The organism is Streptomyces sp. NPDC002386, assembly GCF_053593175.1.
Genome location: NZ_JBSFBX010000007.1, coordinates 368,615 through 381,343, shown reverse-complemented (window position 1 = coordinate 381,343; position 12,729 = coordinate 368,615). Strand labels below are relative to the sequence as shown.

Here is a 12,729-nt window from a genome sequence, read left to right as displayed (position 1 = left end):
CCATCCTGCCCCGTGATCGCACGGGTAGACCGGACTTGGGGGCTGTCCGGTGGATCACACCGGACAGCCCCAGTCTGCCCGCCGCGAGGCAAACCGGAACGATGTGTTCCGTCGCTTTCAGGACCGGCGGTACCGGCTGAACAGAAATCCCTCCTCCTCCAGCAGGGACACCAGGCCGAAGCGGCGCGGGGCGGAGAGGGACGGCCCGCCGGCGATGCGCTGCGCGTCCCCGGCGGTGAGCATCGGCGACACGGTCAGGCACAGCTCGTCCAGGACTCCGGCGGCCACCATCTGGCCGAGCAGCGTGGGGCCGCCCTCGGTGAGCAGCCGGGTGTACCCGAGGCCGGCGAGGGCGCTCACCGCGCGGGCGGGGTCGACGCCCCTGCCCTCACCCGCGACGACCACCCTGACGCCGGCCTTCTCGGCCGCGGCGACCCGGTCCGGGGCCGCCGCGGCGCCGGTGAGGATCACGGTCGGCACCAGGGGCGAGGTGAACAGCGGCAGGGAGAAGTCCAGCTCCAGGCCGGCGGACACGACGGCGACGGCCGGGGCCGGGCCCTGGCCGGCGGCCCGCCGGGCGGCCGCGAACTCCGCACGCGCGCGTGCGGGCCGGTAGCCCTCCTGCCGTACGGTCTGCGCGCCGACCACGATCACGTCCGCGAGCGCGCGCAGGGTGCCGAAGACACGCATGTCGGCCGCGCTGGAGATGGGCTGCGAGCGCCCCTCGTGCTGGGCGGCGCCGTCGAGGGTGGAGACCATGTTGGCCCGCAGCCACGGCCGCGGGGCGCCGGCGGCGGGCTCCGGGTAGGCGTAGGCGGCGGCCAGCTCGGCGAGACTCCACTCCCGGGCCCGGTCTGGTGTTTCGTCGGTCACAGGGAACAGGCGTCGCATGTCGTGCAGTGTGACACGGCGCTTAGCATGGGTAACCGTGTCGTCCTCCACCGCAGCCCATGGCTCCAGCCCCCTGACCGACGCGGGCCCGCTGTCCCTCACCGCCCGCGAGCCGCACGTCCCCGCGGACCGGCTGGTCGCCGAGATGGTGCCGCCGCCGCGGTTCGACTCGGTGCGCTTCGCCACCTACATCCCGGATGCGAACCAGCCCAGCCAGACCGAGGCCGTACGGGCGCTGGAGGGCTTCGCGGCCGGGCTCGGCGGCGCGCACGCCACCGGCGCCGGCAAGCGGGGCTTCCTCGGTTTCGGCCGGTCCAAGGCCCCCAGGACCCCGGCGGGTCCCCGCGGGGTCTACCTGGACGGCGGCTACGGCGTCGGCAAGACCCATCTGCTCGCCTCCCTGTGGCACGCCACCCCGGCCGAGCCCGCGCTCAAGGCGTTCGGCACCTTCGTGGAGCTGACCAACCTGGTCGGCGCCCTCGGCTTCCAGCAGACGGTGCAGACCCTCAGCGACCACCGGCTGCTGTGCATCGACGAGTTCGAGCTGGACGACCCGGGCGACACCGTGCTGGTCTCCACGCTGCTCGGCAGGCTGGTCGAGGCGGGCGTGGCACTCGCCGCCACCTCCAACACGCTGCCCGGCAAGCTCGGCGAGGGCCGGTTCGCCGCCGCCGACTTCCTGCGCGAGATCCAGGGCCTCTCGGCCCACTTCCGCGCCCTGCGGATCGACGGCGAGGACTACCGCCACCGGGGGCTGCCCGAGGCCCCGGCGCCGTTCACCGACGAGCAGGTCACCAAGGCCGCGTACGCCACGGCGGACGCCTCGCTGGACGACTTCCCCCATCTGCTGGAGCACCTGGCGAAGGTGCACCCGAGCCGGTACGGCGCGCTGACGGACGGACTGGGCGCGGTGTGCCTCACCGGTGTCACGCCGGTGCCGGACCAGTCGACGGCGCTGCGGCTGGTGGTGCTGGCGGACCGGCTGTACGACCGTGAGGTCCCGGTGCTGGCCTCGGGGCTGCCGTTCGACCGGCTGTTCAGCGAGGAGATGCTGAACGGGGGCTACCGCAAGAAGTACTTCCGCGCGATATCCCGGCTCACCGCGCTGGCCCGCGACGCCAAGGGCCTCGTCGCCTCGTAGCCCCGTCTCCACCCAGCCCTGTAATCACATAATCCGTCACGGCGCGGCCTGCCCAATATTCGATCGGGCTCTGGCCGGTCAAGAGCCGGTTCGCGCCATCGGACCCGCGCTTTTCACGCTCTCTTGCGCGCTTAACCCCCAGTTAACCCTGCAAAGGACTTTGCGGGGTTAACGTGTTTCTTGACCAACCATTGACCAATGGTTGGTGCGCACAAGAGGTGTGAAGTTGCGGAAGGGGGGCGCATGTTCCGAGGTAGGACCACCCGGACCACGCTCACCTTCCTCACCGCCCTCCTCCTCGCGCTCCAGTTCTTCACATCCGCGGGAACCTTCGCAGCCGCGCACACCATCGGTGAGGCAGAGGCCAACGCCTGGACCGGAATGACGTCCTCCGCGCAGCGATCCGCCGAGCAGGCGGACCCGTTCCGCGAGCCGGGCCGCCCGAAGGAACCCACCGGCACCCCGCACACCCGGGACCGGCACCGCGCGCCCGCCGCCGGGTGCGCGCGGGAACACCCGCTCATATCCCGGCAGACGGCCGACCCGCGGTCACCGGCCCCGTCCGGTGACCCGCACCACCGCACCACGAGATCCTCCAGAGCCCACTCCCCCGCGGCCCTTCAGGTCTTCCGCCGCTGAGGAACGGCTCTTCCCCCCACGACCGTCGTGCAAGCCCGACGCGCCGGTGCGGCGCGCCAGGAGGAGACCACACACATGCAGCCCCTCATCGACAACGCCCGTACGTTCGGACAGCGCCCTGAGGAGTTCGCGGAGCTCGCCGAAGGCCAGTCCCCGCAGGTCCTGTTCATCACCTGCTCCGATTCCCGGGTCGTCCCGGCCCTGATCACGGGCGCCCGCCCCGGCGAGCTGTTCGAGCTGCGCACCGCGGGCAACATCGTCCCGCCCTACGCCTCGCAGCGGCCCACCGGTGAGGCCGCCACCATCGAGTACGCCGTCGAGGTGCTCGGCGTCCGCGACATCGTCGTCTGCGGGCACTCGCACTGCGGTGCCGTCGGCGCGCTGGTGCGCGGCGACGACCTGAGCGCCGTACCCGCCGTCCGCGACTGGCTGGCGCACGCCGCCGCGCGCCCGGCCGGCGCCGCCGAGGACCCGGAGGTCGCCGAGGGCGTCCAGAGCCATGTCCTCACCCAGCTGCTCCGGCTGCGCTCGTACCCGTGCGTCGAGCGGCGGCTGGCGGAGGGCCGGATCGGCCTGCACGCCTGGTACTACGAGGTGCACACCGGCGCCGTCCGGACGCACCGCCCGCAGTCCGACACCTTCGAAGCCCTGTGAGCGCGCCCATGAGGAACTCGGCGCTCATATCCCGTTTCCCCCATCTGCGGCAGGACTTCGCCGCCTCCCTCGTCGTCTTCCTGGTCGCGCTGCCGCTGTGCGTGGGCGTGGCCGTCGCCTCCGGGGCGCCGGCCGAGCTGGGACTCGTCACCGGCATCGTGGGCGGCCTCGTCACCGGGCTGATGCGCGGCAGCAGCCTGCAGGTGTCGGGGCCGGCCGCCGGACTCACCGTGCTGGTCTTCGAGGCGGTCAAGGAGTTCGGGCTGCCGGCGCTCGGCGTGATCGTGCTCGCCACCGGTCTGCTCCAGGTGCTCATGGGCGCGTTCCGGCTCGGCCGGTACTTCCGGGCCATCTCGGTCTCCGTGGTCGAGGGCATGCTGGCCGGAATCGGGCTGGTGCTGATAGCCGGCCAGCTGTATCCGGCCATGGCGGCCAAGGCTCCCGACTCGGGCCTGGGCAAGATGGCCGGGCTGCCCCGGGCGTTCGTGGACGCCCTCGGCGACGGACCGGCGCTCGCCTCGCTCGCCCTGTGCGCGGGCACCGTCGCGGTGCTGGTGCTGTGGCGGCTGGCGCCGGCCCGGGTGCGTACGGTGCCCGGTCCGCTCGCCGCGGTCGGCCTGGCCACGGCGGCCGCGGCCGTACTGGGCCTGCCGGTGGCGACCGTCGAGGTGAAGGGGCTGCTGGGCTCGGTGCAGCCACCGCCGCCGAGCGAGTTCGCCGGACTGGCGGGCCCCGGGCTGCTCGGCACGATCGTCGCGTTCACGCTGATCGCGTCCGCCGAGTCGCTGTTCAGCGCGGCGGCCGTGGACCGGCTGCACGACGGGCCGCGCACCGCGTACGACAAGGAGCTGATCGCGCAGGGCGCCGGCAACACGGTGTGCGGGCTGCTCGGGGCGCTGCCGATGACCGCGGTGATCGTGCGCAGCGCGGCCAACGTCCAGGCGGGCGCCCGCACCAAGGCGTCCCGGGTGCTGCACGGCGTGTGGCTGCTGCTGTTCGCCGCGCTGCTGCCGGGCGTGCTCGCCCTCATCCCGATCCCGGCCCTCGCCGGTGTCCTGATCCACGCCGGCGCCAAGCTGGTGCCGGTCCGGGCGCTGGCCGCGCTGTGGCGCGAGCACCGGGGCGAGGCGCTGATCCTGGGCGTCACCGCGGTGTCGATCGTGGCGGTCAGCATGTTCGAGGGCGTGCTCATCGGTCTCGCCCTGGCGGTCGTCAAGACGGCCTGGGAGGCCTCGCACCTCAGGCTGGAGGTCGTCGACAAGGGCGCGGGCCCGGTCGAGGCCCACCTGTCGGGCAACGCGACCTTTCTGCGGCTGCCGAAGATCCTCGACAGCCTGGAGTCGCTGCCCCAGGACCGTCCGGTGCGGCTGGACCTGTCCGGCCTGCACCATCTGGACCACGCCTGCCGCAAGGCACTGGAGAACTGGGCCGAGCGGCACAGCGCGGCCGGCACCGAGCCGGTCCGGGTCACCGCGCCGGCCCTGCCGGCCGCCCGGTCCGCGCCGGGCGAACCGGCCGGGGCGCCCACGGCCTGACACCGCGGGCCGCCGCCCCCGGGCCGGGGTGCCGACGCCCCTCGGCGCCCCGGTCCGGGTCCCGGCCGACCGGCCCATGGATTCAACCCGAACGCGGGCATATGGTTACAGCAGCGGACAAAAGGCAGGCCTCTCGGTGAGGAGGTCATCATGCTCCAGGAGCTGCTGGGGGCGGCCGCGGCCGCCGCATCCGTCGGCGTCGTCTACCTCGCGATGGCGGCGCGCGTGGTCAAGCAGTACGAGCGGGGTGTGCTCTTCCGGCTCGGGCGGGTCATGGCCGAGGTGCGCGAGCCGGGCCTGACACTGGTGATCCCGTTCGTGGACCGGCTGCACAAGGTCAACATGCAGATCGTGACCATGCCGGTCCCCGGACAGGAGGGCATCACCCGGGACAACGTCACCGTGCGGGTGGACGCCGTCGTGTACTTCCGGGTGGTCGACGCGTCGAGCGCGCTGGTGAAGGTCGAGGACTACAAGTTCGCGGTGTCCCAGATGGCGCAGACCTCGCTGCGCTCGATCATCGGCAAGAGCGACCTGGACGATCTGCTCTCCAACCGGGAGAAGCTCAACCAGGGCCTGGAGCTGATGATCGACAGCCCCGCCGTCGGCTGGGGCGTGCAGGTCGACCGCGTGGAGATCAAGGACGTGTCCCTGCCGGACACCATGAAGCGGTCGATGGCCCGCCAGGCCGAGGCCGACCGGGAGCGCCGGGCCCGGATCATCAACGCGGACGCCGAACTGCAGGCCTCCAAGAAGCTCGCCGAGGCCGCGGAGCAGATGTCCGAGACCCCGGCCGCGCTCCAGCTGCGACTGCTGCAGACGGTGATGGCGGTGGCGGCGGAGAAGAACTCCACCCTGGTGCTGCCCATCCCGGTGGAGCTGCTGCACTTCCTGGAGAGGGGCCATCAGCTCGGGCAACTGCCCACCCCCAACGGGGACGCGGGACAGCGCCAGGCCCCGCGTCAGCCGGAGACCTGAGCGGCACGGCCGGGACGGGACGGCGGGACCTGTGAGGGGCTCCCGCCGCCCGGGTGACTCCACCGGAGCGTCATTAGTCATATGAACTGAAAACCGTCCAATAAATCCTATTTTCATACTGTGATCGCATCTCTACGCCGTCTCACCGCCCTCTGCGCCCTCGGCGCGGCCGTCGCCGCCTGCGGTACCGCGGGCAGCCCCGGGCCCGCCCGTCCGGCCCACGCCAACCCGGCCCCCTCCGCCTCCCCGTCCGCCTCCCGGCCTCCGACCCTGACCCCCGGTCCGGGCGGCCTGACCCCGGTGTTCGAGCACGGCCCGCGTGACCTCGGCAAGACCGTCGCGCTGACCTTCGACGCCGACATGACCGCCGACGAGGGGCCCCGTGCCGCCTCCGGCGAGCACTTCGACAACCCGGACCTCATCGGCACCCTGCGCCTGCTGAAGGTCCCGGCGACGATCTTCATGACCGGCCGCTGGGCCGAGCAGTACCCGGCCCAGGCCCGCACCCTCGGCCACGATCCGCAGTTCGAGGTCGCCAACCACTCCTACAGCCACTACGCGTTCACCGGCGACTGCTACGGCCTGCCGACGGTCGGCTCGGCCGGCATGCGCAAGGAGGTCGAGCGGGCGTACGCCTCCCTGCGCGCGGCGGGTGTGTCGCACCCGATGCCGTACTTCCGTTTCCCGGGCGGCTGTTACGACCAGAAGGCGCTGCGCGCGCTCAGCGCGACCGGCGTCACCGCGGTGCAGTGGGACGTGGTGAGCGGCGACGCGTTCGCCACGGACGCCGACGCGGTCGTCCAGCAGGTCCTGGACGGCGTGAAGCCGGGCTCGGTGGTCGTCATGCACTGCACCCGCAGCGCCGCCCCCACGACCGAGCGCGTGGTCCGCGCGGTCGTCCCGGAGCTGCGCCGGCAGGGCTACCGGTTCGTGAAGGTCTCCGAACTGATCGGCGAGACCAAGGGGCACCGGTGACCGCATCCTCGGGCTGAGCCGCGGGCGGTGCGCCGGGCCCGGCCGCGGGCCCGGGCGGGCTGCTCGTAAGCTGGGCCCTTGTGAGTCATGCCCCAGCCGCCCCCGGTGACAGTCCCTTCCAGACCGAGCGCAACCCGCGTGACGCGGCGCCGCAGTTCGTGCTGCCGCTCGTCGCGCGGATCGAGAAGAGCGCCCCGCCCGCCCGTACCGACGCGTTGGAGACCGCCGCCCGCGCCGTGCTGCTGTTGCTGAGCGACGGCCGGGCCGCCGGGGACGGGGAGTGGGCGCAGGCCGTGCGGGACTGGGAGGACGCCCGGATCCGCAAGGTCGTGCGGCGGGCCCGGGGCGCCGAGTGGCGGCGGGCCGAGGCACTGCCCGGGATCACGGTGACCGGCGGGACCGCGGAGGTACGGGTCTTCCCGCCGGTCCCGCTGGACGGCTGGCCCAAGGATCTGGCGAAACTCCAGGTCTCGGGCACGGAACTGGACGATCCGGAACCGCCGGCCGGCGCCGACCGCACCCGGCCGGTGCTGTGGCTCAACCCGGAGCTGGAGATGTCGGCGGGCAAGACGATGGCCCAGGCCGGGCACGGCGCCCAGCTCGCCTGGTGGGCCCTGTCCCCCGAGGCCCGCGGCACCTGGCGCGACGAGGGCTTCCCCCTGGCCGTGCGCACCGCCGCCCCCGGCGACTGGCCCGGGCTGACCACCAGCGGTCTCCCCCTGGTCCGCGACGCGGGCTTCACGGAGATCGCCCCCGGTTCCTGCACGGTCGTCGCCGACCACCCCGCGCTGCGCCGGTAGCCGCCGGGAACCTCAAATGTTGCTCTGAACGCGGCCCGGTCGGGGTTCGGGCCCGTCCGGCGGGGCCATACCCCCGTCATTCGGAGGAGGGGGTGCGGGCATGCTGCGACTGGGGACGGGGATCGGCTGGCGGCCGGAGATCGCGGACGCCGTGGAGGCCATGCCGGGCGTCGACTGGGTGGAGGTGGTGGCGGAGAACGTCTGCCCCGGCCACCTCCCGCAGTCGCTGCTGCGGCTGCGCGAGCGGGGCGTGACGGTGGTCCCGCACGGCGTCTCCCTCGGCCTGGGCGGGGCCGAACGGCCCGATCCGGGACGGCTGGCGGCGCTCGCCGAGCGGGTGACGGCGCTCGGCGCGCCCCTGGTCACCGAGCACATCGCGTTCGTCCGGGCGGGCGGCGCGCTCACCGCGTCCCCGCCCCTGGAGGCGGGCCACCTGCTGCCCCTGCCGCGCACCCGGGACGCGCTCGACGTGCTGTGCGAGAACGTACGCGTCGCGCAGGACGCGCTGCCCGTGCCGCTCGCCCTGGAGAACATCGCCGCGCTGTTCTCCTGGCCGGGCGAGGAGCTGACCGAGGGACAGTTCCTGTCCGAACTGGTCGAACGCACCGGCGTACGGCTGCTCGTCGACGTGGCCAACCTGCACACCAACCACGTCAACCGGGGCGAGGACCCGGCGGCGGCGCTCGCCGGACTGCCGGTGGAGGCCATCGCGTACGTGCACGTCGCGGGCGGGTTCGAACGCGACGGCGTCTGGCACGACAGCCACGCGCACCCCGTGCCGCGTCCGGTGCTCGACATCCTGACCGGGCTGGCGTCCCGCGTCGCGCCGCCCGGGGTGCTGCTGGAGCGGGACGACAACTTCCCCGAGCCGGCCGAACTGGAGCGGGAGCTGGGCACCGTCCGGGCCGCCGTGGCGGCGGGGGCGGCGCGCGGTGCGGCGGAGCAGGGCGGCACCGGCGGCCCGGCCGCCGGTGATCCGGCGGTGGCCGCGCCGGCTCCGGCCGGGGCCGGGGTGCGGCAGCGGCTCGGAGTCGCGCAGGCCGCGGTGCTGTCCTCGCTGGTGGCCGGGACGCCGGTGCCGGAGGGGTTCGACCGGGCGCGGATGGGCGTGCAGGCGCGGGCGCTCGCCGCGAAACGGGCGGACGTGGTGGCGAAGGTGGCACCCGAACTCCCGGTGATCCTCGGGGACGGATACCGGCAGGCGTTCCTCGAGTACGCGCGGAGCCTGCCGATGAGCGGCGGCTACCGCCGGGACGCGCTGGACTTCGCGGGGCACCTGCTGAAGCTGGGCCGGCCCCGGGACCCGGGGACCCGGCGTGAACTGCGGGAGTGGTGGCTGCACCGCGCGGGCCCGGCGCCCCGCCCCCGGGGGCTGGCGGCACGGGCGCGGGTGCTGCTGCGCGGGGCCTGAGCCGCCGGCCCGCCTCCGTGACCGGTCGCCCCGGACGCCGCAGTAATATGCCAGCTCCGCACCCAGCACATCGGAGTGCGGTGCAGGAGGCACCATGCGACCGCGACCCCCCGTCAAGGGCCGAGGCATATTCAGCGGCACCGGGCTCATCATCACGGCCCTCGCGGCGACCGCCGCGGCGCTGCTCTTCCCGCTCTGGTCGTACGGCCGCCAGGGCGGCGCGGCCGGCGCGCAGGTGCTCGGCGCGCGGACCGTGACGACGCCCTACGGTCCGCTGTCCGAGCGGGACAGGGACTTCGTGACCAAGGTCCGGCTGGCGGGGCTGTGGGAACTGCCGGCCGGGCAACTGGCCCTGGAGAAGGGCACCACGCAGGCCGTGCGCGACGCGGGACAGCATCTGGTGGACGGCCACACCTCGCTCGACGCGCACGACCGCACCGTCGCCTCCCGGCTCGGCGTGCCCCTGCCCGACGAGCCCAACGCCCAGCAGGAGCAGTGGCTCGCCACACTGCGCGGCGCGCGCGGCCAGGAGTTCGACCGGCAGTTCGCGGGCCTGCTGCGGCTGGCCCACGGCCGGGTGTTCTCACTGGTCGCCGAGGTCCGCGCGGGGACCCAGAACTCGCTGGTCCGCGACCTCGCCGACGACGCCAACACGACCGTGCTGGACCACATCAAGGTCCTGGAGGCGACCGGGTACGTCGACTTCTCCGCCCTGGCCCGGGACCTCGCGACCACCCCTTCCCCCGTGCCCACGCCCCCGGTCACCGACGCCGGTTCCGCGGTCCCGGTCGCGCCCTCGCCGTCCGAGTCGTACTCCATGCCGCCCGCCGCCTCGAGTCCGCTGCCCGTAGACGCCCCCTGACCTGCGCGGCAAACGGAACGTCACGTACCGGCGACACTCGGTCCGGATGCTGGAACGGGCATGGTCTTTCCGGGGCGCCTGGCATAGAAACACGTCATGTTCTGGGTCCTTCTGCTGCTCCTGGCCTGGGCGTTCGCGGGCATCGCGTGCACCCGGCTGTGCCTGGCCGCGGTCCGCTCGGCGGACCTCGGCACCGAGGGCGTCCCCACGGACCGGGAGCACGATCTGACGCTGTACGAGGCGGCGTTCCTGTCCGGCGGGCCGGCGCGGGTCGCCGACGTGACCATGGTCGCCATGGCCCGGCAGCGGCGGCTGCTGCTCGCGCACACCGGCTGGGCCACGGTGGTGGACCCGCGGGGCCGCGACGAGATGGAACGGTCCGTCATAGGGGCGATAGGGCCCGAGGGCCAGTCGAGGATCGCGCCGGTGCGGGCCGCCGCGGCCGGCGCGGAGGCCGTACGGCGGCTCGCCGACGGACTGGAGCGCTCCGGACTCGCGGTGCCGGACGGCGCGCGGACGACGGTGGCGGACGGTGTCCGCCAGGTGCGGGCCGCCGCACTGGCCGTGTGCGCGCTGGCCCTGGCCGCCCTGCTGATGCCCGCTCAGACGGGGATGCCGCGGTTCGTCGTGGCGCTGTGGTTCGCGCTGCCCCTCACGCTGACCCTGAGCTGTCTCGCCATCGCCCGGGTCGAGGCGCACCCGTACTCGCGCTGGGCCTCTCCCGCCGGACAGCGGCTGCTCGGCGCCCTGCCCCGGCGGCAGACCCGGGAGGGCGACGAGCGGTCCTTCCTGACCTCCGTCGCCGTGCGGGGGATCCGGGCGGCCGGCGGACCGGAGCTGCGCGCGGCCTTCGCCCACCGCGACCGGCCCCAGGGGGAGTGAGACCGCCCTTCGGGGGCGCACCGGGGGCATTCCCGGCGACACCGCCGTGCGGTGCTTGCCTTCACCGGGAGCCGAACGAAACATCCCTTGTGTGATCGTCGGGCCGTGGCAGCCGTGCCATCGCCGCCGCGCACCGGAGGGATTACGCGATGAGAGCTGCCGCCCTGTACACGGCCGCCGGATCCCTGCTGATCGCGGCCCTGGCGGCGGCCTCGGCCGACGGCGCGGCGGGCGCGGCGGGCGCGCCGGGCGCTGCCGAGGCGCGCGGGACCGCGGTGGCCGTCCAGCGGGCGCGCGAGAGCGGCATCGAGTTCACCCGGTGCGACGGGCGGGACGCGCCGCGGAGCCTGGAGTGCGGCACGGTGCGCGTCCCGCTGGACTACGCGCGGCCCGGCGGCAGGCAGATCGAGCTGACCGTCAGCCGGGCCCGGGCCACCCAGAAGGACCCGCGCAACAGCAAGCGGAAAGTGCCCCGGCAGGGCGCACTCGTCTACAACCCGGGCGGCCCCGGCGCCTCCGGCATGTACTTCCCGATGGCCCGCACCCTGCCCGCGTGGCAGCGGATCGCCGCCGCGTACGACCTCGTCGGCTACGCCCCGCGCGGGGTGGGCCGCTCCGCGCCGCTGTCCTGCGTCGAGCCGAAGCTCTTCTTCCACGCGCCCGCCGAGTCGCCGGCCCACCCCTCGGAGCGGTACAAGCGGCAGCGCATCGCCCGGGCGAAGGCGTACGCGCGCGGCTGCGCCGAGCGGTCGGGAAGCGGGCTGCGCTACTACAACTCGCTCAGCAACGCCCGTGACCTGGACGTCCTGCGGGCGGCGCTGGGCGAGGACCGGCTCACGTACATGGGCGCGTCGTACGGCACGTACTTCGGCGCGCTGTACGCGACGCTGTTCCCCTCGCACGTCCGGCGGATGGTGCTGGACTCCGCGGTGGACCCGTCCCCGCAGAAGGTCTGGTACCGCGCCAACCTGGACCAGTCCGCCGCGTTCGAGGACCGCTGGACGGACTTCCGGGAGTGGGTCGCCCGGCACGACGACGTGTACCGGCTCGGCGACACCCCCGCGAAGGTGCAGGACAGCTACGACACCGCGCGCGGCCGGCTGGCGGGGAAGGCGGCGGGCGGCAGGGTGGGGCCGGGCCAGCTGCAGAACGCGTTCCTCCAGGCCGGGTACTACGACGACCTCTGGCCGGGCCGGGCCGCCGCGCTGTCGGCCTATCTGAAGGGCGACGCCAAGGCGCTGGTCGAACTGGCCGCACCGGACGCGGGGGCGGCCGCCGAGGCGGAGAACGGGAGCGCGGTCTACACCGCCGTCGAGTGCAACGACGCGCCCTGGCCGACCGACTGGAAGGTGTGGGACCGCGACAACACCCGGCTCGCGCGCAGCGCGCCGTTCGAGACCTGGGACAACGCGTGGATGAACCTGCCGTGCGCCTACTGGCCGGCCCCCCGGCAGCGGCCGCTGGACGTGCGGACGGGCCCCGGTGAGCTGCCGCCCGTGCTGATCCTGGCCGCCGAACGGGACGCCGCCACCCCGTACTCGGGTGCGCTGGAGATGAGCCGGCGGCTGGCCGGCTCGGCGCTGGTGACCGAGCGGGACGCCGGCACGCACGGCATCGGGGGCGGCCCCAACAGGTGCGTGAACGGCCACCTGGACGGCTACCTGCTCGAAGGCCGCGTTCCGGGGCGGCGCGCCGCCTGCGCGCCGCGCCCGGAGCCGAGGCCCGAGGCCCCGGCCTCCCCCGCCGCCAAGCGCACCGAACGGGACGCCCTCAAGGGCAAGGCGTCCTAGGGCCTGTCTGACAATTCCCGCCTGCCGCGCGACGCCATGCACGCACTCTCGCCGCACCGGCCCCAGACCCAAGTACGTCCAGTACGCGGCCCTGGAGCCGGCCCGCCGAGAGCACGCACCTGACGCCGCGCGGCCGCCCTTCGAGCGACGACGCGAATTGTCAGACAGGCC

At 74.2% G+C, this 12,729-nt stretch carries 12 protein-coding genes; 11 read left to right on the top strand and 1 reads right to left on the bottom strand.

Annotated features, from left to right (window positions below; genetic code table 11):
* Nucleotides 1-117: 117 nt before the first annotated feature.
* Complete coding sequence (locus ACWCPN_RS17205) at nt 118-891, bottom strand: pyrimidine reductase family protein (RefSeq protein ID WP_451206622.1); 774 nt, start codon at nt 889-891, stop codon at nt 118-120.
* Between the two features lie 37 nt (nt 892-928).
* Between ACWCPN_RS17205 and zapE the strand changes: the two genes are divergently transcribed.
* The 11 genes from zapE (at nt 929) to ACWCPN_RS17150 (ending at nt 12,558) form a co-directional block, all read left to right on the top strand.
* Nucleotides 929-2,032, top strand: a complete 1,104-nt coding sequence (zapE, locus tag ACWCPN_RS17200) for a cell division protein ZapE (RefSeq protein ID WP_451206619.1) — start codon at nt 929-931, stop codon at nt 2,030-2,032.
* A gap of 243 nt (nt 2,033-2,275) precedes the next feature.
* On the top strand, nt 2,276-2,671 hold the full coding sequence (locus ACWCPN_RS17195) for a hypothetical protein (protein WP_365127638.1): 396 nt from the start codon (nt 2,276-2,278) through the stop codon (nt 2,669-2,671).
* A gap of 75 nt (nt 2,672-2,746) precedes the next feature.
* Complete coding sequence (locus ACWCPN_RS17190) at nt 2,747-3,325, top strand: carbonic anhydrase (RefSeq protein ID WP_451206616.1); 579 nt, start codon at nt 2,747-2,749, stop codon at nt 3,323-3,325.
* A gap of 8 nt (nt 3,326-3,333) precedes the next feature.
* A complete protein-coding gene (locus ACWCPN_RS17185; RefSeq protein ID WP_392293392.1) occupies nt 3,334-4,860 on the top strand; it encodes a SulP family inorganic anion transporter in 1,527 nt (508 codons plus the stop codon).
* A 150-nt stretch (nt 4,861-5,010) separates the two neighbouring features.
* A complete protein-coding gene (locus tag ACWCPN_RS17180) occupies nt 5,011-5,838 on the top strand; it encodes a slipin family protein (protein ID WP_451206613.1) in 828 nt (275 codons plus the stop codon).
* Between the two features lie 120 nt (nt 5,839-5,958).
* A complete protein-coding gene (locus tag ACWCPN_RS17175) occupies nt 5,959-6,813 on the top strand; it encodes a polysaccharide deacetylase family protein (protein WP_199212488.1) in 855 nt (284 codons plus the stop codon).
* A gap of 80 nt (nt 6,814-6,893) precedes the next feature.
* Entirely contained in the window at nt 6,894-7,613 is a 720-nt protein-coding gene (locus ACWCPN_RS17170) for an aminoacyl-tRNA hydrolase (RefSeq protein ID WP_451206610.1), read from the top strand.
* Nucleotides 7,614-7,713: 100 nt separating this feature from the next.
* Entirely contained in the window at nt 7,714-9,024 is a 1,311-nt protein-coding gene (locus ACWCPN_RS17165; RefSeq protein ID WP_451206607.1) for a DUF692 domain-containing protein, read from the top strand.
* A gap of 94 nt (nt 9,025-9,118) precedes the next feature.
* On the top strand, nt 9,119-9,886 hold the full coding sequence (locus ACWCPN_RS17160) for a DUF4142 domain-containing protein (protein ID WP_451206603.1): 768 nt from the start codon (nt 9,119-9,121) through the stop codon (nt 9,884-9,886).
* Nucleotides 9,887-9,982: 96 nt separating this feature from the next.
* Nucleotides 9,983-10,768 (top strand): TIGR04222 domain-containing membrane protein, encoded by a 786-nt coding sequence (locus tag ACWCPN_RS17155; RefSeq protein ID WP_451206600.1) that lies wholly within the window; start codon nt 9,983-9,985, stop codon nt 10,766-10,768.
* Nucleotides 10,769-10,917: 149 nt separating this feature from the next.
* On the top strand, nt 10,918-12,558 hold the full coding sequence (locus ACWCPN_RS17150; RefSeq protein ID WP_451206597.1) for an alpha/beta hydrolase: 1,641 nt from the start codon (nt 10,918-10,920) through the stop codon (nt 12,556-12,558).
* Nucleotides 12,559-12,729 lie beyond the last annotated feature (171 nt).

Coding starts and splice junctions, on each gene's coding strand:
- ACWCPN_RS17205 (WP_451206622.1), bottom strand. CDS start 891: ATGCGACGCCTGTTCCCTGTGACCGACGAAACACCAGACCGGGCCCGG.
- ACWCPN_RS17195 (WP_365127638.1), top strand. CDS start 2,276: ATGTTCCGAGGTAGGACCACCCGGACCACGCTCACCTTCCTCACCGCC.
- ACWCPN_RS17190 (WP_451206616.1), top strand. CDS start 2,747: ATGCAGCCCCTCATCGACAACGCCCGTACGTTCGGACAGCGCCCTGAG.
- ACWCPN_RS17185 (WP_392293392.1), top strand. CDS start 3,334: ATGAGGAACTCGGCGCTCATATCCCGTTTCCCCCATCTGCGGCAGGAC.
- ACWCPN_RS17180 (WP_451206613.1), top strand. CDS start 5,011: ATGCTCCAGGAGCTGCTGGGGGCGGCCGCGGCCGCCGCATCCGTCGGC.
- ACWCPN_RS17165 (WP_451206607.1), top strand. CDS start 7,714: ATGCTGCGACTGGGGACGGGGATCGGCTGGCGGCCGGAGATCGCGGAC.
- ACWCPN_RS17160 (WP_451206603.1), top strand. CDS start 9,119: ATGCGACCGCGACCCCCCGTCAAGGGCCGAGGCATATTCAGCGGCACC.
- ACWCPN_RS17155 (WP_451206600.1), top strand. CDS start 9,983: ATGTTCTGGGTCCTTCTGCTGCTCCTGGCCTGGGCGTTCGCGGGCATC.
- ACWCPN_RS17150 (WP_451206597.1), top strand. CDS start 10,918: ATGAGAGCTGCCGCCCTGTACACGGCCGCCGGATCCCTGCTGATCGCG.